This window comes from Bacillus sp. FJAT-49736 (assembly GCF_018343615.1).
GTDB lineage: Bacteria > Bacillota > Bacilli > Bacillales > Bacillaceae_C > Margalitia.
Map to the genome: position 1 here is coordinate 611618 of NZ_JAGYPI010000002.1, position 25243 is coordinate 636860.

The 25243-nt window shown below is 37.5% G+C and carries 22 protein-coding genes; 3 read left to right on the plus strand and 19 right to left on the minus strand.

The window, feature by feature from the left end:
- Positions 1-48 precede the first annotated feature (48 nt).
- The 15 genes from KHA87_RS14330 to KHA87_RS14400 all read right to left on the minus strand — a co-directional run bounded on the left by KHA87_RS14330 (position 49) and on the right by KHA87_RS14400 (position 19115).
- Positions 49-801: a carbohydrate ABC transporter permease gene (locus KHA87_RS14330; RefSeq protein WP_213095183.1), complete on the minus strand. Its 753-nt coding sequence runs from the start codon at positions 799-801 to the stop codon at positions 49-51.
- Between the two features lie 58 nt (positions 802-859).
- Positions 860-1765 carry a carbohydrate ABC transporter permease gene (locus tag KHA87_RS14335; RefSeq protein ID WP_481748373.1) on the minus strand — a complete coding sequence of 302 codons (906 nt, stop codon included), beginning with the start codon at positions 1763-1765 and terminating at the stop codon, positions 860-862.
- Between the two features lie 380 nt (positions 1766-2145).
- Positions 2146-3390, minus strand: coding sequence for an ABC transporter substrate-binding protein (locus KHA87_RS14340; RefSeq protein ID WP_213095184.1), 1245 nt, complete (start codon positions 3388-3390; stop codon positions 2146-2148).
- Positions 3391-3638: 248 nt separating this feature from the next.
- Complete coding sequence (locus KHA87_RS14345; RefSeq protein WP_213094832.1) at positions 3639-4811, minus strand: ABC transporter permease; 1173 nt, start codon at positions 4809-4811, stop codon at positions 3639-3641.
- Entirely contained in the window at positions 4804-5481 is a 678-nt protein-coding gene (locus KHA87_RS14350) for an ABC transporter ATP-binding protein (RefSeq protein ID WP_213095185.1), read from the minus strand. Before KHA87_RS14350 ends, KHA87_RS14345 begins: the two co-directional genes overlap by 8 nt.
- Positions 5482-5495: 14 nt before the next feature.
- Entirely contained in the window at positions 5496-6362 is an 867-nt protein-coding gene (locus KHA87_RS14355; RefSeq protein WP_213094833.1) for an efflux RND transporter periplasmic adaptor subunit, read from the minus strand.
- 387 nt (positions 6363-6749) lie between these two features.
- A complete protein-coding gene (locus tag KHA87_RS14360) occupies positions 6750-7685 on the minus strand; it encodes a class I SAM-dependent methyltransferase (RefSeq protein WP_249310402.1) in 936 nt (311 codons plus the stop codon).
- A 165-nt stretch (positions 7686-7850) separates the two neighbouring features.
- On the minus strand, positions 7851-9638 hold the full coding sequence (locus KHA87_RS14365) for an ABC transporter ATP-binding protein (RefSeq protein ID WP_213094834.1): 1788 nt from the start codon (positions 9636-9638) through the stop codon (positions 7851-7853).
- Positions 9639-9654: 16 nt separating this feature from the next.
- Positions 9655-10884, minus strand: a complete 1230-nt coding sequence (locus tag KHA87_RS14370; protein WP_213094835.1) for an MDR family MFS transporter — start codon at positions 10882-10884, stop codon at positions 9655-9657.
- Between the two features lie 229 nt (positions 10885-11113).
- The gene (locus tag KHA87_RS14375) at positions 11114-11761 is read right to left on the minus strand and encodes a response regulator transcription factor (RefSeq protein ID WP_213094836.1); all 648 of its coding nucleotides are present in this window, start codon (positions 11759-11761) and stop codon (positions 11114-11116) included.
- Positions 11739-13937 (minus strand): sensor histidine kinase, encoded by a 2199-nt coding sequence (locus KHA87_RS22535; RefSeq protein WP_213094837.1) that lies wholly within the window; start codon positions 13935-13937, stop codon positions 11739-11741. The genes KHA87_RS14375 and KHA87_RS22535 overlap by 23 nt, the downstream gene beginning before the upstream one ends.
- Before the next feature lie 210 nt (positions 13938-14147).
- Positions 14148-15005, minus strand: a complete 858-nt coding sequence (gene liaG / locus KHA87_RS14385; protein ID WP_213094838.1) for a LiaG family protein — start codon at positions 15003-15005, stop codon at positions 14148-14150.
- A 128-nt stretch (positions 15006-15133) separates the two neighbouring features.
- Positions 15134-16672: a response regulator transcription factor gene (locus KHA87_RS14390; RefSeq protein WP_213094839.1), complete on the minus strand. Its 1539-nt coding sequence runs from the start codon at positions 16670-16672 to the stop codon at positions 15134-15136.
- 2 nt (positions 16673-16674) lie between these two features.
- The gene (locus KHA87_RS14395; RefSeq protein ID WP_213094840.1) at positions 16675-18114 is read right to left on the minus strand and encodes a sensor histidine kinase; all 1440 of its coding nucleotides are present in this window, start codon (positions 18112-18114) and stop codon (positions 16675-16677) included.
- Positions 18111-19115, minus strand: a complete 1005-nt coding sequence (locus tag KHA87_RS14400) for a sugar-binding protein (protein ID WP_349305587.1) — start codon at positions 19113-19115, stop codon at positions 18111-18113. The genes KHA87_RS14395 and KHA87_RS14400 overlap by 4 nt, the downstream gene beginning before the upstream one ends.
- 142 nt (positions 19116-19257) lie before the next feature.
- On the opposite strand from KHA87_RS14400, the gene KHA87_RS14405 reads away from it, so the two are divergent.
- The 3 genes from KHA87_RS14405 (at position 19258) to KHA87_RS14415 (ending at position 21512) form a co-directional block, all read left to right on the plus strand.
- Positions 19258-19716, plus strand: a complete 459-nt coding sequence (locus KHA87_RS14405) for an SRPBCC family protein (protein WP_213094841.1) — start codon at positions 19258-19260, stop codon at positions 19714-19716.
- Positions 19717-19834: 118 nt separating this feature from the next.
- On the plus strand, positions 19835-20734 hold the full coding sequence (locus KHA87_RS14410) for an alpha/beta fold hydrolase (RefSeq protein WP_213094842.1): 900 nt from the start codon (positions 19835-19837) through the stop codon (positions 20732-20734).
- Between the two features lie 304 nt (positions 20735-21038).
- Entirely contained in the window at positions 21039-21512 is a 474-nt protein-coding gene (locus KHA87_RS14415) for a YjdJ family protein (protein WP_213094843.1), read from the plus strand.
- Positions 21513-21698: 186 nt separating this feature from the next.
- Here KHA87_RS14415 and KHA87_RS14420 read toward each other — a convergent pair whose 3' ends face one another.
- From KHA87_RS14420 to KHA87_RS14435, 4 genes are all read right to left on the minus strand, one after another.
- Complete coding sequence (locus tag KHA87_RS14420; protein WP_213094844.1) at positions 21699-22136, minus strand: hypothetical protein; 438 nt, start codon at positions 22134-22136, stop codon at positions 21699-21701.
- A gap of 181 nt (positions 22137-22317) precedes the next feature.
- Positions 22318-23265, minus strand: a complete 948-nt coding sequence (gene manA / locus KHA87_RS14425; RefSeq protein ID WP_213094845.1) for a mannose-6-phosphate isomerase, class I — start codon at positions 23263-23265, stop codon at positions 22318-22320.
- A 23-nt stretch (positions 23266-23288) separates the two neighbouring features.
- Positions 23289-24149 (minus strand): ROK family protein, encoded by an 861-nt coding sequence (locus KHA87_RS14430; protein ID WP_213094846.1) that lies wholly within the window; start codon positions 24147-24149, stop codon positions 23289-23291.
- A 112-nt stretch (positions 24150-24261) separates the two neighbouring features.
- Positions 24262-25140 carry an ROK family protein gene (locus KHA87_RS14435; RefSeq protein WP_213094847.1) on the minus strand — a complete coding sequence of 293 codons (879 nt, stop codon included), beginning with the start codon at positions 25138-25140 and terminating at the stop codon, positions 24262-24264.
- Between the last annotated feature and the right edge of the window lie 103 nt (positions 25141-25243).

A 25243-nucleotide genomic window follows, 5' to 3' on the forward strand; every position in this document is an offset into this window, starting at 1 on the left:
ATTTTGACCATAATAAAAACAGTTAGCTCTCCGCTAACTGTTTTCCCATTATCCTTTTACAGATCCGGCCAATAATCCTTTCACAAAATACTTTCCTAAGAAAATATAGACTAATAAGGTTGGCAGCGCTGCTAGCAGGGCTCCGGCCATTTGAACATTCCATTGAACAATCTGGCTTCCCGATAAGTTTTGCAATGCTACCATAATTGGCTGCTGATCGGAGGTAGTGATAGTTACAGCAAAAAGAAACTCATTCCATATATTCGTAAATTGCCAAATTGCAACTACAACAAAGCCTGATAGTGATAAAGGAATCATAATATAATAGAAAATTCTCAGGAAACCTGCCCCGTCTATTTTAGCCGATTCAACCATGGAAAAAGGAATATTGGCATAAAAGTTACGGAACATCAATGTTGTAATCGGAATACCGTATACAACATGGACAAGCACTAACCCGGGAATGGTGTTATATAATCCGATATTCCGTAAAAATTGAATTAACGGGATTAAAATACTTTGATAAGGTATGAACATCCCAAATAAAATAGCAGTAAATACAATTTCCGATCCTTTAAATCTCCATTTGGAAAGGACGTATCCATTTAACGCTCCTAATAAGGCGGATAGAATAGTCGCAGGAATTACGAGATAGAGTGAGTTAACGAAATTCGGCGCTAATTTTTCAAAGGCGACTTGATAACTGCTAAAATCCAATGCCGTTGGGAGCTTCCACATTTCACTTAATGTAACCTGATCAAGCGGCTTGACGCTCGTAACGAGGATAACGTATACAGGCATCAGAAAAAGCAAACATAGAACGATAAGAATGAGATACAGCAATGGTTTGGATATTCGTCTAAGAGCCACTTGATTCACCCCTTCGACTTAGGATTAAATACGGTACAATGAAAATGGCAACTGTTATCAGCATAATAATGGCAATGGCTGCACCATTGGCATAGTAATTGCCGCGGAAGGTGGTTTCAAACATATATACACCAGGAACATCGGTGACAAAGTTCGCACCGGGTCCTGTCATAGAGTAAATCAGGTCAAAGATCTTTAAAGAAATATGGGCCATAATGACCACGACGCTTACTGTGATTGGACGCAGGAGTGGAATGATTACCTTCCAATACACTTGAAATTCCGTTGCACCATCCATGCGCGCAGCCTCTTTTATTTCATCGGAAATCCCCCGCAAACCTGCTAAATACATTGCCAAGGAAAAACCGGTCATTTGCCAAACAGCCGCGATAACAACAGCAATAATAGCGACAGGGGCGCCCACCTCAATAGGACCGAGCTTTACTCCTGCGAGAATATGAGTATCGGTATACCAGAGCGGCTCGATTCCGAACTTTTTCAAGAATAGATTCACTCCTGTGGAAGGATTCAATATCCATTGCCATACAACTCCTGTAACAACAAAAGATAAGGCCATAGGAAAAAAGAAGATATTTCGAAAAATCGATTCTCCGCGGATTTTTTGATCTAGGAAAATCGAAAGAATAAGTCCTAAAAGGAGAACAACCCCGATAAATAAGACGGTGAATACAACCGTATTCCGAACATCTGCAAGGAATCGATAATCATGAAATAAAAAAATAAAGTTCTTTAAACCAGCAAATGAAAAATCAGGAACAAGTGTATTCCAATTACTTAAGGATACATACCCAGTCCAGCCGATAAAGCCATATACAAAAATGGCGATGAAAATAATCGATGGTAATAAAAAAAGCAATGCTAAAGTGTGATCCATTGAAAATCGTTTTTTTCTTTTCGTGTTCGTCTTTATGACCGGAGAGGAATTTCTCTCGGCAGCAATAGGTGACTCCATAGTCTCCCCCCTTCTGCTTTGTAATGAAAAAGAGGGAGAGTTCCCTCATCCTCTTTTTCAAAAACTTCTTTTGTTACAAACATATTAATGTTGTCTAGCGCAAATAGCAGATGAGCGAGTCGCTTCCGCTTTTCTATTTAGGCTCTTTTCTTAAACTTTGTTGCTTTTGGTTACAAAAACCTTTTATCCATCCTTACCTTGGTTAAGAATCAATTACCCTCTTAAGAAAAGATGTCCCGAAACCAAATCTATATTAGGATGGAGAACTATATAAGAAAAGTAAATATATGCGAAAACAGCCTCTATTTAAGATCACCAGCGGCATTTTTCAAGCTGCTAATAAATGCATTGACATCCTTTTGTGTTACAAAAATATTGACTGCCTGGTTCACCTTTGTAACGAAGCCTTCCGGTGCAGCGGAACCATGCGCTAAGCTTGGAGCAAGATCTGCTGTTTTGAAGTCCTCGATCGTAGATTTACCATAGTCATCATATTTGGAAGGGTCTGCATCCACACGTGCTGGAATCGATCCTTTTAACGGGTTGAAAGCATCCTGCCCTTCAACAGATCCAAGCAGGCCTAAGAATTTCTTCACGTCTGCGACATTTTCCACACCTTTAGGTAAACCAAATGTATCGGTAATGATCATGAACATTCCTGATGATCCAGGTGTAGTTGTGTATCCGAAGTCTTCATTTAATTTTAATTTTAAATCGTTAACGAAATAGCCTTTTGCCCAATCCCCCATAACGTTCATCGCAGCATCGCCTTTTGCCACTAACTGTGAGGCATCTTGCCAATTGCGTGAACTATGGTCATTGTTTACATAGCTCATCATCTTTTTAAAGATTTCTGCAGATTCCTTTACCTTTGCATCGTCTAATGGAATTTCGCCTGTCCACAGCTTTTTATAGCCATCTGCACCAAGATTGGCAACTAAGATATTTTCAAATATCATCGTGGCTGTCCAAGGCTCTTTGTCTCCTAATGCAAGTGGTGTAATTCCTTTTGCCTTTAGGGCATCGGCAACTTTAAAGAAATCATCAAATGTTTTTGGCGGCTGTAAACCATTGTCATCAAAGACTTTTTTGTTGTACCATAAAACATTTCCTCTATGAATATCCACTGGTACAGAATAGATATTTCCATCTTTACTTACCATATCAATCAATGATTGTGGGAATTTATCATTCCATCCTTGCTCTTTATACAAATCATTTAATGGCTGCATCTTTCCTGCTGCTACCCAGCCAGAATTCAATTCAGCCCCACCATGTACCTGGAACGTAGAAGGAGGGTCATTTCCTTGCATTCTGCTCGCTAGCACTGCTTTTGCATTGGTACCAGCCCCGCCTGCTACAGCTGCATTTTTTACCGTAACATCCGGATATTTATCACCAAATAATTTTAATAATGCTTTAAGTCCATCCTCTTCACCGGCACCTGTCCACCAGCTAAAGATCTCAAGCTCTTGCTTCTTATTCTTTTTCCCGTCATTGCCGTTTGATTTAGAGCTACATGCGGCAAGTGCAAAGACAAGCATCATTGCCAATGCAATGAGAAGCCCTTTCTTTTTCACTGGATATTCCCCCTTTGTTTTTTGAAAGCGTTATCTTACTCTTTAAACTTATCAAACTATTCCTATAAATTTATATGTAAGCGCCTTCATTATTTTGCGAATGTCTGTATTTTTTTGCGGGATTAAAAAAACTACCAATGCAATTTATTCCCCCAGCCCAAAAAGGAGATTAGATGTCTAATCTCCTTTGTAGAATCGTTAAAATAATTTGCCCTTTAAATACTCCGCAGCGCATCGATTGGATTTAGCCTTGATGCCTTCCTAGCAGGTGCGATTCCAAATATAATACCTATCGCGGCAGAGAATCCGAACGCCAACAATATGGTTGCCACTGAAAGTACAAAACTTGCTCCAATTAACATACAAACACCCAATGCTATTAATGCTCCCAGCAATAAGCCGATTGTACCCCCAAAGAGAGATAAGAAAACTGCCTCGAGGAGAAATTGTTGTTGTATCCGTTTTGGTTCTGCCCCTAAGGCTTTTCTGAGACCTATTTCTGTCGTTCTTTCTGTTACAGAAACAAGCATCATATTCATAATCCCAATTCCTCCAACAACTAGTGAAATTGATGCAATCCCTCCAAGCATCAGCGACAGCATCGTTGTAATCTTTTTAAACGATGCAATCATATCCTGCATGTTGATAACGGTGAAGCTGTTCTCTTTATAATTGAACGCCTGGTTTAGGGCTGCTTCGATATTTTCTGTTATTTTTTCAGATTCATTGGCATTGTTCATATATACATCAACGTTTGACATATATCCTGTTCCAAGTAAACCCATTGAAGTAGTATAGGGAATGATAACTGCATCATTATTCGAGGAGTCTGAAAAACTTCCAGACTTCTGTAATGTCCCTACTACTGTATATGTCACACCAGCTATAAGAAGCTTTTTACTTATGGGATTTTCACCCCAAAATAGCTCCCTTGCAATATTAGACCCAATGAGACAAACTTGATTCTTATTTTGAATGTCAAGATTATTCAGTCCTCTACCGTTTTCGATTAAATCCTTTGTTTTGGAAAAATACACTTCATTTTTTCCTTGTACTGTAACATCCTTTTTTTCCTTCCCGTTATAAACAACCGTTGTATTACCGGTAAGGGTAGGTGAAACTCCAGCAACTTGATCAATATTCTTAAGATTTTGTATGTCATTGTCCACTAAGCCCTTTTTCAGTGGTGTTCCCATTGCCTGAACGGTAATTTTATCTGTCCCGAACAAAGAAAATTCACTAGTCATTCCGTTCATTGCACCTTCTACGATTGTAATCAAAGCGATAATGGAAGCCACACCAATGACAATACCCAGCATCGTTAGAAAGGAACGCATTTTATTATGAATGAGGTTCATCCAAGCCATTTTTATATTTTCCTTAAACATAGGCGTACTCCTCTCTAAGTTTGCCATCTAATATTTTTACAATCCTACTCGCATGTTTCGCAATTTCAATATCATGAGTAATCATAATAATGGTTTTTCCCTCTTGATGAATTTCATGAAAAAGCTCCATTATTTGAATACCTGTTTTTTGATCTAACGCCCCTGTTGGTTCATCGGCTAGTAGAATTGTCGGCTCGGTGACCATCGCTCTGGCTATTGCCACCCTTTGCTGTTGACCCCCTGAAAGCTGATTAGGTCGATTGTTCATTTTATCTTCGAGGCCCACCCTAATGAGCATATCTCTAACCCTTTGTTTGCGTTCCTTTTCAGAAACACCTGCGTATACAAGGGGAAGCTCTACATTTTGCATGGCACTAAACCTGGGGAGAAGCTGGAATTGCTGAAACACAAAACCAACTTCCCTATTACGGATGTCTGCAAGCTCAGCTTCATCAAGCTCATCAACCTTTTGATTGGACAATATATAGTTTCCGCTTGTTGGTGAATCAAGGCAGCCAACGATATTCATGAGAGTTGATTTTCCTGATCCCGAGGGCCCTAAGATAGCAACAAAATCTCCCCTATTAACTGTAAGAATAATATTATTTAAGACCACCTGCTCCTCCTCACCCATTTGGTAAGTTTTCGTAATTTGATTCATTTGGAGAATTTGTTCCCTCATATTTAATTACCTCCATGCATCATCATGGGAGCGGGGTCCTCCTTAGTAGAAAACATTACTACATCGCCAGCCTCGACCCCACTTTTAATCTCTACTGTAGTCCCATCGTTAATACCCGTCTGAATATATTTTTTAGTCGTCATTCCTTTTTCCGAAGGAATTAATACATACGGTTTATTTTGACTATCAAAATGAATAGCTTTCATAGAAAGGGTCGTTACACCTGCGGCTTGTTGTTTCAATATTTTAGCCTCGGTACTCATCCCAACTCTAATTGCTTGATCTTTATGAAGGTCTACCGTAGCGGTAAAATAGGAAACACCATTTTCATTTGTTGCTTCCTTCGATATCGCAGAAACTGTTCCTTGAATATCTTTTTCCAGCGCATTGATGGATACCTTTACTTTTTGTCCGACTTTTAAATATTTAAGATCGTATTCGTCGACCTTTACAGTTGTTTGCAAGGCAGAATAATCTACTATATCGACAAGCTGTGCCCCAGACATGATTTCAGCGTTTTTTTCTATATAAATCTTAGATATTTCTCCATTTAATGGCGACTTAAATTTCTCTCCCTGATTTGTTACCAATACAACATCACCTTTTTGGACTTTATCTCCCACCTTCACTTTAATTTCTTTTATTTGTATAGGAGCAGCACTTATAATAGTGTTTCTATTTTTTGCTTCTACTGCACCAGAAAAACTGTAGTACGTAGTTATATCTCCAGTTTGTGCGTTTTCCTCTTCGAAATTGCTATATCCTTTAGGTGCAAACAACACCAATGAGGCAATGGTTAAAACCAAAAGCCCCACAATGCTCCATATAACAATCTTCTTTTTACTTTTCTTTTTTTGTTTTGTATTCATTTTCTAACCTCCAAAATTTAATGTATCTCCATTTAAAAAGCATATGAATCTGTCAATCTTCTGGTGGGTTTTAATATCCAAATGTCAGACTGCTATTTTCCTAATCATGATTTCTTGCAAAAATGACATAATCGGAACGTTTTATGAACCACAGATGATCGCTCCTTTCTTGTTTAACTATGTTCCGTTTCATAATCGATTTGATGTTTTCATTGTATTAATTTTTAAATCTTTGCAAACCGCACACATTTTGGGTTATCCCGCAAGAATTTGTTGTATCACCGAATAGTTTTTCAGAAAAATTGGATGTTAACTTCGAAAAAAATAGCCTTAACATCATGTGTTAAGGCAGTTGGAAAAAGGACCTTTATATACAAAAGAGCTTCTCTATGTAAGTCGAGTAACTTTAGTAGAATACTCATTCGTAGTTACTGCAAATGATTTGTTCGATTTCATCAGCGCTTCTTCAATAAAAGAAAGACCGGGCGCATAAATAAAACTTCCTCCATGCTTTAATGAATTTAATATCTCCATATACTTTTGCGCATACCTTTCAAAATTACCATCGGCCTTTAAATGGTGATGAGTAAAGTGGTTTGAAAAAGCCATATGGGATATAATTGTTCCCCAACGGTTTGGTTTAAAAGGACATTCAAGCCAATTCATATCAATTAAATAATTCGATGAGTTTAGATTTCTATCCATTCCAAATGCTTGGATTCCGTTTTTTCTTAAGAAACGGACCAAACGAGTTTGTGGGCCGCACCCAATATCTAAAACAGGTTGTTTAATTGTATCTAGATTGATATTTAATACTTTCATTTGAAATTCAGGCGTATATTCGGCACACTTCACTTCGAACAATACTGGTGTTTTTCTGTACTTTTTAAATATTTCAGTGCCATTGGATTCTAATAAAAATGCTTGAAGATTTTTATAATGCACTAAGAACAGATGATTGATATCTTTTTCAGTAATTTCTTTTTGATTTGCAAGTTTACAAATGGCTTCTAATAAATTCCCATAGATATTTTGAAGTACACGATAACTTTCACGATTAAAATCTAAATACTGATTCACTTCAAAAAATACTTTAATGGATTGATTGGAAATATACCTTACTAATCTTTTATAGGTTCCCATTACTTTTGCATCAGTAATAAACATCGAAATCTCTTTTGCTTTTTGAATTAATAATTGAATAGTTTCTCCAGAAGGATTTAAAAGCAGTTTTCCATTTTCCAATTCATAAAAGAAACTCTTATCTCGATTATGAATCAATTGTTGTTCAACCGTATTCTTAAAATCCATTAAGGTAAACATTATTCTTCCTCCTCTAAAGAACATCACCACTAATCAAAAGTAATTTCCTTCCAAATTATTTTACACCTATTTTTGTAAATTTAGCCTAGCATCACGACGAATTCTGAACCAAAGTTATTTGACATTAAATAAAATACGGAGACAATTTTGATTTATTACAAAGCTCTAATATCCTCTATGCATTCCAGCCACTAGTTTATATTGATCACTTCTAGGAGCATTTTGCTTCGAGTACAGCTCCTTATAATATCCATTTCTCTTTAAAAGGCTTTGATGGCTGCCGCTTTCGATGATTTCTCCATTTTTCATCACAAAAATAGTATCAGCATTCACAATAGTTGAGAGTCTATGCGCAATCATAATGACCGTCTTATGATGATTAAAACGATTGATAGATTCTTGCACTAGCTTTTCACTTTCATTATCAAGTGCACTAGTCGCTTCATCTAAAATAATGAGCGACGGATTTTTCAAAAATACACGGGCTAAAGCAATACGCTGTTTCTGACCGCCTGAAAGCTTGATGCCTCTTTCTCCAACTTCCGTGTCGTATCCATTAGGCAAAGCAGTGATGAAGTTATGGGCAAAAGCCTTCTTTGCTGCGGCAACTATTTCGTCCTCACTGGCGTCAAGCTTTGCTAGTTTAATATTGTCCCTGATCGATGTGCTGTATAAGAAATTCTCCTGAGTTACAATCCCCATATGCTCTCGAAGACTAGAAAGGGAATAATCTTTTATATTTTTCCCATCCATTAATACTTCCCCACTTGTTACATCATACATTCTTAACAAGAGCTGCAGGATTGTACTTTTCCCACCGCCGCTCTCCCCAACGAATGCATATGTTTTCCCTTTTTTCATCGTCAAAGATACATTTTTAATCACTTTTTCCTTTCCATCGTAAGCAAAAGATACATTCTTGAGTTCTATAGAATCATTGAATTTTTTTAATTTTAGCGGGTGTGCTTTATCTCTAATCATGGAAGGTGTATTGAAGAAGTCGAAAATCCGTTGTAAAGCAACCTTCCCTTCCGTGATAGCAGGATACGCATTAACCAAAGCGGCTACAGGGCTCCTCATTTTATCGACATAGGCAAAAAAGGCGATTAAGCTCCCTGCCGTTAATTCTCCATTCAAAACAAATAAACTAGCGATAATTGCCACAATAAAAGGAGTCATATCACTCAATACGTTCACTAAAGAAAGCATTAACGCATTAATCTTGGCATGCTTGTCGGTCAAACGATCAAAATAGGCTAAATGCTGATCCAATTCTTCCTTGTCGCGTTTCTCAGAGGCAAATAGCTTCGATACAAACGCACCTTGTATTTTTTCAAAAATGAAGCCGCTCATAACGGATCGGTACTTCATCATATTTCGCGTCGATATTTTAAAGCGTTTCGATAGGAAATGTGCAAGAACGAACTGAAAACCGACGAGTCCTATAGCGAGCAATGACAATCTAATATTCATCGTCAGCATCACGATAACAACAAACATAAGAGCAATCATTTCAATCCAAATGTTCCCAAACATAGCTGTTAAATAACCTCTTACCTTTTCAATATCATCAAAAAAACGTGTACCAATTTCTCCGCTTTTATTATCTGCAAAATACTTTGCATCCAAAGAATGCACTTTTTTAAAGGCATCCTTACGGAGATTCTTAATAATATTGTTATTTGCTTTATGAATGCAGAACTGTCTTACATATTCCATCGGTGTCCGAATCAGTAAGAAAACCGTTACCATCCCGGCAGAAATATATGCAAGTTGTTTCCATTTATCCTCATTAGACAATGCTTCATTTTGAAGCAAATAATCAAAAATGTATTTTAAAATTAAAGGAACAAACAATGGAATCAAGAAACGAAATAAGCTACCTACAAAGCCAATCGCATACAATTTGCTCACTTTTTTCACATAAGGTAAAAACTGTCTAAATTCATTCAATTTGATTATCCCCTTATCATTTTTTGTAATGTGTAACCTGCTGAGATTGTCTAGAATATAAATTCCGTCCCCACGCATAGAAACCAATACTACATATAGAAATCAAAGCAAATGTTAAAAACATCGTTCTTCCACCATAAGAACTTAACAATACTCCTCCGAGCCAAGGTCCGATAAAATTGCCAAGATCACTAAATCCCTGGGCGCCATAATACATACCGCGCATCCCATTAGGAGTAATTTCATCAAGCTGGGCATATTCGGATGGAATAATCAAAATTTCCCCAAAGGTGAAAATAACCATAGCTAGAATAAAGCCAAGGGATCCTTGGGAAAATGCAAATCCAATTTCACCTAAAGCAAATAATAGACTCCCAAGAGCAATCCTATTGAAAAGGCCGAATCTCTCAGACCACCTCGTAATCAATACTTGCGTTACAATCACGGTAATCCCGTTAATGCTCATTAAATATCCGAATAACTCCATACCATGGTAAGGCATGGCTTTGTTCAAATATTGAGAAAGCGTGACTGACATTTCTCCATGAACAGCTGTGAGCAGGATACTTCCACATATAAAAAGAAGCAAGACCTTATCTTTACTAAAAACTCGCCAAGCCTCTGCTAACATTACTTTCTCTTCATTTTCATCCCCTACATTACTAGAGGTGTTCTTGTATCGTAACAGTAAGCCCATTACCAGAAAATAACCGACATAAATGATGGATGTAAAAAGAAAAGCTGTTTTGTTCCCCGCAATCCCAAAGTAGGTTCCAATAATCGGCCCGATTGCATAGCCAATGTTCCCCCCCATATATCGGTTGGAGAACAACCTGAATCGCTTTTCCTTAGGTGTCAAATCTGCTAATAAAGCTTTCGAGATTGTTACGAAGAAAGAGGAAAAAAGACCACGAAGAATATTTAATAGACATAAAAGCACCGAGTTACTAGTTAAAAGAAATCCACTAAATACAGCTCCTAGAATCAACAACGAAAATAACATCAATCGATTTCTTCCCAAGAAATCGGAAAGTGTACCACCTAGAAATCCACCAATTGTAGCTGTTAAAGCACCTGCTCCCACAATCACTCCAATCATAACCGGCCCTATATGGGCTGAATTCATTAAGTAAATAGGTAAAAAAACTAAGCTAATAGAGTTTGTTAAACTACTAAAAACGGTACCTAGCATTAATAAATGAACAATTGGATGGTACTCCTTTAAGTTAGATAAAATTTGTTTCATTTTTCTCACCCATTTTTCTATTTCTTTCTATGTCTCATTTTACGGTGACCTTAAGCAACTCCAACCGCATACTTTCGTAGTACCACCGCACGATTTCATCGTTACTCCGCAAGAACCTCCTATTGGAGACACCAAAAAAGTCACACTTGTTTATTTATGAAGGCATGAAAAAAGAGCTTGAAATCAACCATCTCAAGCTCTTTACACTATTATTTAATTCTACTTTCCCTTAATATAGATCCTCTGCTGGAAGAATCCCCAGACTTTTTGCTTTTTTGATCGCCTCTACCCTTGAATTAACACACAGCTTTTGGAAAAGCTCCGTTAAGCTATATTCCAAAGAACGCTGACTAATTAATAATGTTTTGGATATCTCTTTATTGCTATGTCCTTTTGCCAATTCTCTAAGGAGATTTTCTTCCTTTTTACTGATTATTGCCGATTCATTCCCCTCTTCCCTTTTCACAACAATCTCTTGGCGCCTTAGTTGCTTTAATAGCTGCATTGGGATAATGGCCTCTTTTCTGGCAGCACATCGGATAGCTTGAATTAACTGCTCTCTCGTTGAAGTCTTGGCAATAAAACCAGAGACACCCGATTCCATAAGTAAATTAAAGTGCGGTGCAATATCAAATCCGGAATAAATCAGAATAATAGCATCCGGAACAAGCCCGATAACTTGCTTCGCCAAATCTGCCCCATTAATATTAGGCATATAGAGATCAAATAAAATCACATCAAAATGATGAAGACGAACTAAATCTGAAACACAATATACATCAGTCTCAATTGTTACATTCATATCAGACTCTGATTCTATTAACATCTTTGTTCCTTCAACTACTGAGCGATGATCATCCACTAGTAATATTTCCATTGTAATCCCCTTTTTGCTTTATAGTGGCTGGAATATAAACATCTACATGAAAACCTTTATGCGGAGCAGAATTCATATACATATCCCCCTCTAAACTCAGAACCCGATTTTCAATACCAGCTAAGCCCATATGGCTAAATGAGCCTTCCATCAGTGACAAATCTGCCCCTACTCCGTTATCTCTATAACAAAAATGAATCTTATCTTTATAATATCCAAGTTTCATCGTTACCTTCGATGCCCTAGAATGCTTAGATGCATTATTCAAAAGCTCTTGGACGATTCTGTAAAGCCCTAGTATCTGGTCTTCATTTAGCTCCATTTTTTCTTCACTAGCTAAAAACTCAATCTCATAATTGGAGAACATTCTAGCGTAGGAAAACAGACCCTTTAGGGATTCCACCAACCCCATTTTAAGAAGAAATGGTGGTCTCAGTTCATTGCAGGTAATGCGAATTTGATGGATGGCATCCAGTAATCCTTCTTCAATTTGAAATAGCTCTCCCTTAATATCTCCACTGAACAGAGAAGATGAACGCAAGGATTCAAGCTTTCGGTACCAAATAATTAAATCCTGCAAGACAGAATCATGTAAATCACTTGATAATGATGCCCTTTCCTTCTCGGATAGTCTAAATAATAGACGGAGCATCCATTTTGGCGTCTCGTTACCCGCTACCATCTCTTCCATACGATTCATTAAGTCCTCCATTAACTGCAGGTTATCATAAAGAATGGTGACATAATGGATTGACGTTTCTAGCCATTCCTTCTCCATTTTATGCAACGTTTGGTTTAATTCAATTCTTATATAGACCTGATTTTCTTTCTCACCTATTTTCAACCACATTTCATTCAAATTTCTGAAAATAGGTTTTTCATATCTTGGCACTTCCTCTATAGACACATCGTCCACTGGTAAAACATTTTTTACGACTTCCACAAGCCGATTTTCTAATTCCGTAACTTTCATCACATTTGATAGATCATTTGAAAAGCGATTAATGGTTTGCTGAAGGAATTTATATCTCTTTTGGCTATAAATTAATTCCTGCTCTTCCTTTTTTCGATTCGTAATATCCTTGACAATACCATGTACTCCATTTAGCTCTCCAAAAAGAAAGATTGGCACGAAAGTTATATTAACCATTCGCAACCCTTGTCCAAATCGGGATATACGACATTCTACATCCCTAGGTTCTTTCGTTTTCATGACCTCTGATAGAATTTCATAGACAGGAATATGATCCTCATCAAATATCAGACCAATAAAACAACGGTCTGGCAAATTATTTATTTTGATGCCTGTAATCTTTTCGAAGGAATGATTTGCATTTACAAAATTCCCTTTTAAATCGATAGAAAAAACACCGTCTAAATTGTTTTCAAATAATGATTTATATCTTTGTTCGTTTTCCTCTATGGCCAACTCGGAGCGCTTCTTTTCGGTAATATCGAGCAGAATTCCGTCCAATCTTTCAATCTCTCCGTTGCTATCCAGAAACGGATGAATCATCATTCTGGCCCATCTTATTTCATTTTCACGATGGATAAACCGAATGATTTTGTTTACAGGAATACCCAGATCCAGGGTGTTCTTTGCCTCTCCCATTAGCATATCATTGTCATCTGGATGGATATGATCATGTATCCGAATCGGATTATTAATTATTTCACTTCTGGGGATTCCCGTTATTTTTTCAATACTTTCCGAGCAAAATGAGTATTGAGTAAAATCTTTATCACCGGACATAACCGCTGCATTTACCCCTTGAAGTATATTTTCCAGTAATTGTTCCGACTTTTTTCGTTCTGTAATGTCCCGTACTACTGCAACCACGTATTTAACCTCACCGCAGTCGTCCAAAACTGGATTTACACGTGTTTCGACAAATAGTTGGAAACCATGTGCGTGAAGTATACGGTATTCAAGGTCTACTGATGTTTTTGTTTGAATAACTTGTTGGTATAAAAGTCGAACACGTTCCTGATCCTCGGGGTGAATCCCATCAAATGCATCCATACCTTGGTATTGTTCGACACTATACCCTAGAGTTGATTCAATAGAAGGAGATACATATTGTACGATTGCCTCATTATCTACCAATACGATGATATCTAATGTGTTATCTGCCACTATTTTGTATATCTCATACTCTTTTTGAACATCCTCCACTTGACCACACACTCCCTTCTAATTCTTGTTTATTTTCCATACATTTAATGATTATTATATAGAAGCTACCAAGCATGCACCACGCAAAAAAATGGCGAATGTCCGCAAGACTTTGCTCCTTGTTAAACCTTTTCGAGTGGAATTAATGTTAAAAGGTTTTATTCAAATGAAAATAGAACACTAAAAAAACCGGGCATAAAAAATCCCGGTCTAATAAATCGTGGCCATCCCGCTGGAAACTTTCACATAAATTTTGTTCTTGCCACTTCCATATGAACCTCTTATGTTTTTTCCGCTTCTAGATTCATCCTTCAGAGGAATCTTACAAGAAATTATCCCACTTCCTACATTTCCATCCAGACTAAAATCAGCATCCTCCGGTAAATCTAGCTTTAAAATACCTGAGCTCATTTTAATGTCAATTGGATCATCTAACTGGTCGAATTGGGCTTTAAGTTTTCCAGATGATAGCCTTGCATTTAATTGTCCTTGATAGTGATTTAGATCTACAATTCCAGAGCTCATCTTAATATTTGCCTTGTCTGCCTTTAAATAATGGAATTGGGCATTTCCAGATGACCCCTTATGCTTAAAGGATTGTACGCTTAAATTTTTCAATTCCACAAGTCCAGATGTCATATCAATGGATAGATCCTTTAAATTCATCGGATGCCTCTTCGATGATCCCGAAAAATGGAATCTTCCAGAGCCTACGTTAACAGCCATTTTTTCATTAAAATTCTTAGGTATATAAATCTTTAGCTTTTTCTTATCCCAAAAGTTGAAACCCCCAAGCCAACTACGCTCTAAGGATACTTTGACAATATCACCGTTTTTTGTTACCTTCACCTTTCCTCTTCCGCTATAATTTGCCTTTACATCTTTACGATTTTCTGGAATAACCGTAACATCTGCTGCAGATGCATTTATAGCAATCATATCAATATTTTCCATGGACGCAGCCTGTGTCCCATTATTACCGAATGGCAACCAAGAAACCTTTTGCAGGCTAGATCCGATGATATAAAAACAAACAAGTACAGCTAAAAACATCAGTAGTTTTTTCATAATAGCTCTTTTCTCCTTTATCATTCTCTTGACTATTATGTTAAATGAGAAACTGTCTTCTTACCATGCACTATAGCTCTAAATATTTCTAAGACCAGAGTCTTAAAAACAAAACCCCATCTCTTCCTTTAAGAAGACGGGGTTTTAGTACTCCTGTAGGAAGTTGGAGCTACACCTGTTTTCTTTTTAAAGACACGGCTGAAATAATTCGGGTCCTTGTAGCCCACGTTGAAGCAGATTTCCTTTAAGCTTTTGTTCGTGTTCAGCATTTCTTTTTTTGCCTGCTCAATACGAAGGTCCGTTACGTAATCAATGAAGTTCACCCCATACTTTTCTTTAAATAATTTACTGAAATGATATGGGCTGAGCTCCACATACTCAGCAACTTCCTCTAAAGTAATGTTTTTATTAAAGTGTTCCATAATATACTCTCTGGCTTTTAAAAGGTATCCCTTCATATGACTGCTTCTCCAAGCCTGAACAAGCTCTGTACATTCGAATACATATTGCCTCGTCATTTCCATTATTTTATCATAAGCATAATGCTGTGGAATCGACATAGGAGTAAATTGAATTCCCAAATCATACATTGCCCTGGAAACAATAATCACCAGCTCCTCGAGCATCCTTTCTGCTTTTTGTCCCGGTTGTGACTCTAATTCGCTAATATAACACTCATATGCTTGAAGTACTTGGTGACGATCCCCCATTTTGATGCAATCAATCAGCTCCTTCTCTTTTTCCAGTGGTAAGTTTCCCTCACTCCGTGCATCTGACGGAAAAGCATATGAAGTGGCAGATTGAAGTTTTCGCTGTTCTAGTGCTAATAATGCCTCATGATAGGAGGTAGGCAGCTCTTCGATAGTTTGAAACGGCAATCCCATTCCTGCAAACAATGATATTTTTGAATCATTAAGTACTGCAAGAACATTTCTAATAAGCTTTATCGCCTGTGATTTCATACGACTTTTTTCTTGAATAGTATTAAATAAAATCAAAACTGGGATTTTATTTTCTGCGATTGGCCCCATTACACATTCGCTTTTTGTTTTTAACAGTTCCTTAAGCCTCTCATATACAAACTGCTTCTTTTGTCTAGTTACGGGAATGTCCTTCTCTGTAATGGAAAATATAACGATAATTCCCGACCTAACCTCAATTCTAAGCAGCTCGCTCCATGCCTCAAAGCTAATATGATCATTTAGAATGGAAGAAAGCCATTCCGTCTCCATTACCGAAAGGGCACGACTCAGACTTTCCTTCAATGTTTGCTGCTCCGCTTGAAGACTTCTTTCTTCTTCAATTTCCTGCCTTACTCTCGATAAAGCAGCAAGCACCTCAATTTGCTTGCTTGGCTTTAAAAGATATTCCTTTACTCCTTGCTGCATGACCTCTTTTGCATATTCAAAGGTATTAAATGCGGAGACCATAATAAATTTGATATGCTTATGCTTTTTGCGAATTTCCCTAACAGCTTCTACACCATCAATGCCAGGCATTTTGATATCCATCATCATGATATCCGGAGTAAGCTGGTCAGCCAGGTCTATCGCCATACGTCCGTTAGCCGCTTCCCCCACTACTTTTACTTCGGGCATTTCCTTTTGAATCATTTTGGTTAAAGCCTTTCTTTCCAGCATTTCATCATCCACAATGACTAAGCGCATGATTATACCCCCTTGATTTTAAAACGAAAAGTAGTGCCTCTACCTTTTTCTGATTCAATTTCCACAATATCCTTTTGTTGATAAAAAAGCTGCAGACGCTTAATAACGTTTATCACTCCAATCCCTGTGGAATGCCCGGACCGTTTGTGAAGCTCGTTTGATTGAATTTCACTATCGTTTACGTAATTTAGTAATCTTGCTTTTGTCTCTTCCTCCATACCTAAACCGTCATCTGTCACCTCAATGAAAATCTGCTCTCCCTTTTTAAAGATGGAAAGAGTAATCGTCCCTCCCTCCTCCTTCGACTCCACCCCATGAATAAAGGCATTTTCCACAATCGGTTGGAGAGTAAGCCTTGGTATAGGTACGTTCATACAGCTTTCATCAATATGTGTAAAAAAAGTAATCCGATCCCCAAATCGTGTTTGCTGTATGTAAAAGTATTCCTTCACCACATTTATTTCATCTTTTAAAGTGGATGGTTTATCAATATTTTCTAGATTATATCTTAATAGTGTAGAAACCGATTCTATTAATCTAGTCGTTTCCGGCGCCTCTTCTAAATAGGCCATTTTGGCAATGTTATTTAATGTATTGAATAAAAAATGGGGATTTATTTGATTTTGCAGGTTCTTCAGCTCCAGCTCTTTTAAAAGCTTATCCAATTCTGATTTATCCTTTATTTCATTTACCAAGTCAATGATATTTTTCCGCATTTGGTTAAAGGTTTCTGTTAATAGCTTCAATTCATCCTTACTGGTTACCTGAATATCCTCTCCGGTCAAATGTCCTGCGGATATTTCTTTAGCGGCAAGGGAAAGACGCTTAATTGGATTCGTAATTCCACCAGATATGCGGATAGCTAAGATTGTACATAATATAAACACGGCACTTAAGAATAAGACTGCTGTGATTCGATAATAATAATTTCGTTTTGCCATTTGGCTGTAAAAATGCTGATAGGAAGTTAATTCTTGGTTGATCAATGACATGGTGGTTTCCTGAATGTACCCAGAGATATCCGTTGCTTCATTAAAGTAGGCGGAGTACTGGTTAATATCACTATCCTGGAATGCCCGAATTGCAATATAACTATCATCCAAAAAGCTTTCCAGCATATTTTCATAGTTGGTTAACACTACATAATTCGATTTATTCTCAATTTCACTGCTAAGCCTTTTCTTATTTATTCTTAGCTGTGTATTTGTTTCATTGAAATCCCTCAAATAAACGGGATCCTTTTCCACAATATACGCATTCATTTTTTCTACAAGAATATTGGTCTGCTGAGAAATTTCATTTAATAATAAAAAGCGTTGAAAGCTTTTGTCATATTCACGCATTATTGTTTCACTGCTGCTATATAAGTAAAAAGCAACACCGTTGACGAGTAAAACGAGAATAATGAAGTATAAAATTAACTTTGTCCGAATTCGAATCATTCCAATGTCCTCTTTTGCTGTTCCATAATGGCAGTCGGCAAATCGCTTTTATGAATGACTCGAGTTTCTGTATAGTTTATTTTTATCGTACGTTTTCCTTCCTCGATTTCAACCATCATTTCCACTGCTTTATATCCCATTTCATAGGGCTTCTGCATAACAGTCGCATCAATGACACCCTTTTCTATATCATTAATGGTATCTTCGATTGTATCGAAGGCGATAATGTACATGGAGTCCTGCCTATTTAAATGCTCGACTGTTTGGGCAATTCCGATTCCGTCCAAGGCGCTTGTGCCAAAGAATGCATTTGTTTCCGGATGCTCCGTAATAATTTTATTCGCCTTTTCCGCTGCTCTTATTCTCGTAATTTTAGATTCTTCGATAGCTATAATCTTCACTCGCTTTTCCTTTCGGATGGCATCTTTAAATCCTTTCACACGAAGTTGCTGATGGCTAGCTTGAAAACTGCCTGTTATGATGGCGACATTAATTTTCCCCTTCGTATCAGCAACCAATGCCTTTCCTGCTATAAAACCGGAATAATAATTATCCGAGCCAATGTAAGCCCTGCGATTGCTGGATGGTGCATCTGTATCAACGGTTATCACAGGTATCCCCTTATTCTCTAGATTATTAATAACCGGGGAAAATTGCTGATCATTGTACCCTTGTGTTAAAATGCCATCGACCCTCGAGGCGCCCGCTATTTTCAGTTCTTTTAAATGCTCATCAATATTAGATTGCTTCGGGCCTTTATACTCTAGTAATACGTGGTGCTTTTTAGCAGCTGCCTTTGCACCTTTCTCTACCAATCTCCAATAATCATTATCCATTTCCTCCGGAACAAGAACAAAATGATATTTGTAGGATGGAATTGTTCCAGCATTTGTTTTCTTACTAACCTCGTTCATCTTAGAAGCATATAGCACAGCTGCAGAAAACAACCCTATAAAGAGAATGAAACCGATTACATATAAAAGTTTTGACCAGCGAATCACGAGCTTTCCCCCTTACTTATGACTATCTTAACATGGGAAATATTAGATATGGTATTAATAACTTGCGGAAGATTATAAATCTTCTTTGAAATTAACTCTTTAATTATCATATAATCAAATTAAAAAGCTTTAGGAGGAAAAAATGGCTAAACCCTCATTTATCTATGTAACTTACATCGCATCCACACCCGAACAAGTTTGGGATGCATTAACAACCGGAGAAACAACTGAAAAGTATTTTTTTGGAAGAAAAGTGGTATCGAATTGGAAGGAAGGATCGGATGTTACCTATTTGCGAGAAAATGATGAATTAGATGTGTTTGGCAAGGTTCTCATCAGTAAACCCTATGATAAGCTGGCATTTACATGGTTCCATGCGGATGAAAAACCGATGCGAAAAGAGCCTTCCATTGTTACTTTTGAGCTTCAGCCATTAGAAGGTACGGTTAAGCTAACCTTAAAACATGAACATATTTCTGATGGAGATATAATAGAGGAAGAAAGTACCTTCGCAGGACTTAATAATGGCTGGCCAGCGATTCTATCCAATCTAAAAAGCCTGCTTGAAACGGGAAAAACACTGCCGGCAGTCGTTGTTTAATCTTGATGCTAGGCACCACATCCGTGTAAATGTAATCTTTTATGTTTCGCAAACAGTTTATACGAAGATATTGAGAAGTATTTAGAATAATAGAGATAATTTAAAAGGTGATGATACCATGGCATTCAAAACAGCAGAGGGCGAGAAACTTTTTCTTCAAGCGTATGACAATAATTTGAATCGTTGGCCCATACCCTACGAATCATTTTATATTTCGACAAGCTACGGTGATACCCATGTCATTACAGCAGGTGATAAGGGGCTTCCGCCTCTCATTATGTTGCATGGTGCAGGAATGGGCTCTACTATTTGGTATAAAAACGTGGAAGCGTTGAGCAAAATTCGACGCGTCTATGCTGTAGAAGCGATTGGGGACATAAATAAAAGCGAGCCCATCCGTTCAATAAGTAATCGAGAAGATATGGGAAAATGGATGAGTGAGATATTAGATCATATGGAAATAGAAAAAACAGATTTCCTCGGCCATTCTGCGGGTGGATATATGACCTTGAATATTGCTACTTGCATACAAAGCAGAGTGAAAAAGCTCGTTCTATTAGCACCCGCAGCTTCATTTGTTCCCTTTCACAAACAATTTTTCTTGCGCTTAGCTTTAATCAATGCAATCCGTCGGAAAGGTTTCATACGAAGGGTTTTTTGCCATTGGTTTATTGCAAAAGGAAATATCATAGAAGACGATATCTTTGATCAATTCATCTATGGGGTGCTACATTATAAGTGGAAAGTATCGCCGATTATTCCTAAGGTGATTCCAGCTGAAAAACTAAAGACTATAGAGGTTCCTACTCTTTTATTAATGGGTGACAAGGAAGTTATATACAATCCTAATCGGGCAATAGTCCAGGCTAAAGCAAGCATCCCTCACATTGAAACGGTGATGTTACCTAATACAAGTCACTGCTTATTTATCGAAGATGCTGAAAAAGCAAACGATTTGGTTATAGATTTTTTACATAAGGAAGCTGTGAACACTGAACTGCCTCACCAAATTTCGTAGCAGTATTTTAATTAAGGTTGCTGAGGCAGCCTTTGTTCTTTTAAAAATATAGATTTAAATAATTGCACAGAACAAAAGAGTGCTCTTATTTAAGAACAGCTATTCATTACGCTAATTATCTTTGAATACATTAAATGGCGCCTGGCACCCATAGAGACAATAAAAATATATATGGGTTGGGAAAGCAAATTAGCAAAAGGTCAAATAGTAGGGAAAATGAAATAGAAGGTTTACCCCCATATAGCTTTTAGTATTTTAGTGTATAGGTAAACTCATAAAATGTAATATTGGAGGTCATTTTAATATGTTTCGGAGGATTATACAATTTGGCGTCCCCTCTATTTTTCTTTTCTTTTCCACGGCTGTCGCATGGTATGAAGGCAGTGAACTTATTGACATTCCATGGGAATGGAAATATTCCACCCCTTTTACACAATTATTGTATGGGCAAGTAAATAACCCATGTGACATTTCACAGCTGGATTACTTTATTTACGCTGCTAAATTCCACCCCACTTTCCCTATTATGATGGTGCTAAGCAGTTTATTTTTGCTTACTCTAATTGGGTACTATAGCTTAAAACAACAGAAAAAATTGTTTACATATTTTCTATCCATTTTAGGTGGAGGGTTATTTTTATTTAGTTATTTTACTTTTCATTCTCCAACAGTCGGTGGTCATTTACTGTTTCTTCTTTTTTTCATATATGGTTTGCTATGTATTACAACTGCCCTCATTCTTCATTTACAAATTTCAAACCAAATTATGATAAAGTAGCCCTTCAAAATAATAGAATATCGATTGATACAAAAGAAAAAGCTTTACTACAGCACTTCCTAAATAGAGGCTAGATGAATATTGCAGTGACTGCTGGCAAAAAGCAGAAAACAGCCGATCGTTTAATCGCCTGTTTTTAGTAATTGAAGTAGTTAATTGTCTCTTTTACTTTTTTTAAAAGGTTATTTAACCTTTTTTCACCCTACTTCCAAGGATAATAAATATTGATGATAACAGTGCTAAATATACTCCATAACGTATTTGAGACAACTGATCAATCATTGAATGGGTTAATGTTTTTCCAATATGCATACCAGAAACAGTATGGTAAGTGATGGCAATAAGAAATAAAATAATGGTCAAAATTGCTGTTGCTAAACGAATTCTCGAAGAATTTTTTGTTCTAAGTTCTTGAATTAAAACGATAATACAAAGTATTGGAATAACAATAAGTACAAGACCTACTATTGGAGATAACAAAAAAGTCATCGCAAGTGTATAGTCAAATCCTGTAAGTGGTATATCTGAAATCCCCTGTAATCTGCCTGACCAAGGTAGAAAGAATGATGCAAGCAATGTAACAACAAACAAGTTTCTAAATTTGAACATCCTCTGTATATCCATGAAATTCCCTCCTTTTTATACTAATTATTTAGATTTCGCATAATATTTAGACGTTTTTAGCGATTAATACGTTTCATTCTTGTTCGGTGCATTTTTCAGTAATACACATACGATATATGACTATGCTTTATGAAATGGGTTATGTAGGTTGGAGGTGGGGTCAATTTAGCACCATTTATTATTAAGGATGAGACACAATCAAAATCAATTTCCCTTCAAACTGAAACTCTCCAATCCCTGCCGGCAGTAAAAGGTGGTCTCCTTTTCGTACAGGATATGTTACACCACCCACAATGACAGTGCCTTCTCCATCGATTGCACTAATTAATTGAAAAGGCTGACTCTGGATAAATAATGCTTCCCCTTGAATTTCCCATTTATAAACAGTAAAATACTTTTCTTTTACAAAACAAGTAATGATTGCACCTGGCACCATTGTTGTTTTCAAATATAACTCTCCATCAGAATGTGGAACAGTTGAAACATCCAAAGCCTTCTTCCAATGCAGCTCTCTCTTATTCCCATTCCCATCTGTACGGTCATAATCATATACACGATAGGTTGTATCTGAACTCTGCTGGGTTTCCAACACAAGTGTGCCTTCACATAAAGCGTGTATCGTCCCGCTCGGTACATAGAAAAAATCACCTGGTTTGATCGGAATACGGCGGAGCAATTGATTCCACTCCCCATTTTCCAGCATCGTAACTAGTTCCTCCTTTGAATTGGCATTATGCCCATAAACAAGCTCTGAGCCTTCTTTGCAATCAATAATATACCAGCACTCTGTTTTGCCGAGGTCACCGTTTTCGTATTTTTCAGCATATTCATCATTCGGATGAACCTGCACAGATAAATGACTTTTCGCATCCAGAATCTTTGTCAGCAAAGGAAATACCTTTGATGGATGGCCTCCGAATAATTCGCGATTCTCCTCCCATAGCTGAATAAGAGATTTGCCCGCAAACAACCCATTTTTTACAATAGAAGATCCATTCGGATGCGCCGATATCGCCCAGCATTCCCCTGTTTGGTCAGAGGGAATCTTATAACCAAATTGCTCCTTGAGAGCTGTTCCACCCCAAATTCGCTCCTGAAAAACACCCTCTAGAAATAGTGGTTGTATCATATGATTGTCCCCTCCACTTTTCCTTATTGCTCCATTTTTCCGGCTAAAATAAGAGCCCCGATAATTCCGGCATTATCCCCTAACTCCGGTGGGACAATGTATTCTGTAAGTGGTGGAATGTACACATATTTATTGATTAGTGCAGCTATTTTTTCATGAATGAAAGGAAATAATTGCGATTGCTTCATCACACCTCCGCCTAAAATAATTCTTTCAGGCGAAAGGATTAATATATATTGCATTAATGCTTGTGCAATATAATATGCTGCCAGCTCCCATACCTTGTCATCTTCCGCAAGCTCTATTCCCTTTTTCCCCCAGCGTTCCTCTATTGCTGGACCTGCGGTTAATCCTTCAAAGCAATCCTTATGATACGGGCATTTCCCTATGTATTGGTCCTCCTTATGTCTTCTTAATAATATATGACCCATTTCAGGATGAGAAAGTCCTTGCAGAATCTTTCCATTTACCACTGCCCCAGCGCCTATCCCCGTTCCTACAGTGATATACAAACAGCTCTCCAATCCTCTTGCAGCTCCCAATGTTGCCTCTCCCAACGCAGCAACATTAACATCTGTATTGAAGGCAATTGGAATGTTAAAATGCTGCTTCAAAGCATGCAAAAAAGGATAGTTGGCCCAGGATACTTTGGGGGTGGTTGTAATATAGCCATATGTATTGCTTTTTACATTGATGTCAATTGGTCCAAACGAGCCTACCCCTATTGCTTTTATATCTTCCTTTTGAAAAAACTCCACGACCTGCTGGATTGTTTCATCAGGAGTAAGAGTTGTAAGCTCGATCCTTTCTATTATTCTTCCATCCTCTTCTCCAATCGCACAAACAAATTTTGTACCTCCCGCTTCTATTCCTCCGTAATACATCCCCAACACTCCTTTAGTAATGTTGACTTGTCTATATATCCTGGCTTCTTTTCACGATTATTTTGATGCAGTAAAAGGTCTATTTGTAGAAATCACTATAGGATGAGCAGTACTAAAGATTCCATTTAAGCTTAAAGTTGTATACCGCACCTATTAGGTTGGCATCATTTTTAAACTGACTGATGCTTATTTCTGGTACAAAAGGTGCGATTTTTACCTGCTTAACAATCTCTTCCAAATGCTTCATTAACTCTGGAAGCAAATCTTCTTTACTGGAGACACCTCCGCCAATAATAATTTTTTCTGGATCAAAGCTGTATTGTAAATTAAAAATTCCCTGTGCCAAATAATGATAGAAGGTATCGACCTCCTCTTGTGCAATTGGGTCGCCTTGTTCAGCCAAATCAAATACGTCTTTCCCGCTCAGCGCGTCTTCAGGCAAATTTTTGCGCTTCGCTACCCTTTTTGCCATACTAACAGCGGTCCCTAAATCGCTAAATGTATGCGTGTCGGTTAAAAGCATGTACCCAAATTCTCCACCAAATAAGTGCTTACCATGCCATATCTTCCCGTCCACTATAATGGCACCGCCAATACCAGACCCGATGACTACAAAGAGTACATTTCGTAGTCCTTTGGCGGCTCCTTTCCATATTTCTGCCAAACCAGCACAATTCGCATCATTTTCAATAGAAACAGGGCATTGAAATAACTCTTTCAGTTCGGTAAATATCGGAAAATGGTGGATATACGGTACTGCACTTGCTCCTTCAATAATCCCTTTTTCCTGATTTACAGCCCCCGGCGCACTAATCGCTACACCTTCAATCGTTCTACCTGTTCCAAGTCTGTCTTTTAATGCCGTAAGCGCTATCTTCATTTCTTCCCAGCTACCTGGAGTCTTAATAGAACCCTTTCCACTGAGGACCTCATCCTGCCAAAGCCCATACTTGATAGACGTTCCCCCAATATCTAATACTATAAGTGCCATTTTCCATCCCCACTCTATTATTCTATTTTTCTAATATATTCGGTGATATCCCTACTAAAAATCAAAAATAACCATTTGATAATCATAATATGGTGAATTTTAT

What these genes read in the sequence shown, in the direction of transcription:
- KHA87_RS14330 (WP_213095183.1), bottom strand. Translation starts at nt 801, where the DNA reads ATGCCTGTATACGTTATCCTCGTTACGAGCGTCAAGCCGCTTGATCAG.
- KHA87_RS14335 (WP_481748373.1), bottom strand. Translation starts at nt 1,765, where the DNA reads ATGGATCACACTTTAGCATTGCTTTTTTTATTACCATCGATTATTTTC.
- KHA87_RS14340 (WP_213095184.1), bottom strand. Translation starts at nt 3,390, where the DNA reads ATGATGCTTGTCTTTGCACTTGCCGCATGTAGCTCTAAATCAAACGGC.
- KHA87_RS14345 (WP_213094832.1), bottom strand. Translation starts at nt 4,811, where the DNA reads ATGTTTAAGGAAAATATAAAAATGGCTTGGATGAACCTCATTCATAAT.
- KHA87_RS14355 (WP_213094833.1), bottom strand. Translation starts at nt 6,362, where the DNA reads ATGAATACAAAACAAAAAAAGAAAAGTAAAAAGAAGATTGTTATATGG.
- KHA87_RS14360 (WP_249310402.1), bottom strand. Translation starts at nt 7,685, where the DNA reads ATGTTTACCTTAATGGATTTTAAGAATACGGTTGAACAACAATTGATT.
- KHA87_RS14370 (WP_213094835.1), bottom strand. Translation starts at nt 10,884, where the DNA reads ATGAAACAAATTTTATCTAACTTAAAGGAGTACCATCCAATTGTTCAT.
- KHA87_RS14375 (WP_213094836.1), bottom strand. Translation starts at nt 11,761, where the DNA reads ATGGAAATATTACTAGTGGATGATCATCGCTCAGTAGTTGAAGGAACA.
- liaG (WP_213094838.1), bottom strand. Translation starts at nt 15,005, where the DNA reads ATGAAAAAACTACTGATGTTTTTAGCTGTACTTGTTTGTTTTTATATC.
- KHA87_RS14390 (WP_213094839.1), bottom strand. Translation starts at nt 16,672, where the DNA reads ATGCGCTTAGTCATTGTGGATGATGAAATGCTGGAAAGAAAGGCTTTA.
- KHA87_RS14395 (WP_213094840.1), bottom strand. Translation starts at nt 18,114, where the DNA reads ATGATTCGAATTCGGACAAAGTTAATTTTATACTTCATTATTCTCGTT.
- KHA87_RS14405 (WP_213094841.1), top strand. Translation starts at nt 19,258, where the DNA reads ATGGCTAAACCCTCATTTATCTATGTAACTTACATCGCATCCACACCC.
- KHA87_RS14410 (WP_213094842.1), top strand. Translation starts at nt 19,835, where the DNA reads ATGGCATTCAAAACAGCAGAGGGCGAGAAACTTTTTCTTCAAGCGTAT.
- KHA87_RS14415 (WP_213094843.1), top strand. Translation starts at nt 21,039, where the DNA reads ATGTTTCGGAGGATTATACAATTTGGCGTCCCCTCTATTTTTCTTTTC.
- KHA87_RS14420 (WP_213094844.1), bottom strand. Translation starts at nt 22,136, where the DNA reads ATGGATATACAGAGGATGTTCAAATTTAGAAACTTGTTTGTTGTTACA.
- manA (WP_213094845.1), bottom strand. Translation starts at nt 23,265, where the DNA reads ATGATACAACCACTATTTCTAGAGGGTGTTTTTCAGGAGCGAATTTGG.
- KHA87_RS14430 (WP_213094846.1), bottom strand. Translation starts at nt 24,149, where the DNA reads ATGTATTACGGAGGAATAGAAGCGGGAGGTACAAAATTTGTTTGTGCG.
- KHA87_RS14435 (WP_213094847.1), bottom strand. Translation starts at nt 25,140, where the DNA reads ATGGCACTTATAGTATTAGATATTGGGGGAACGTCTATCAAGTATGGG.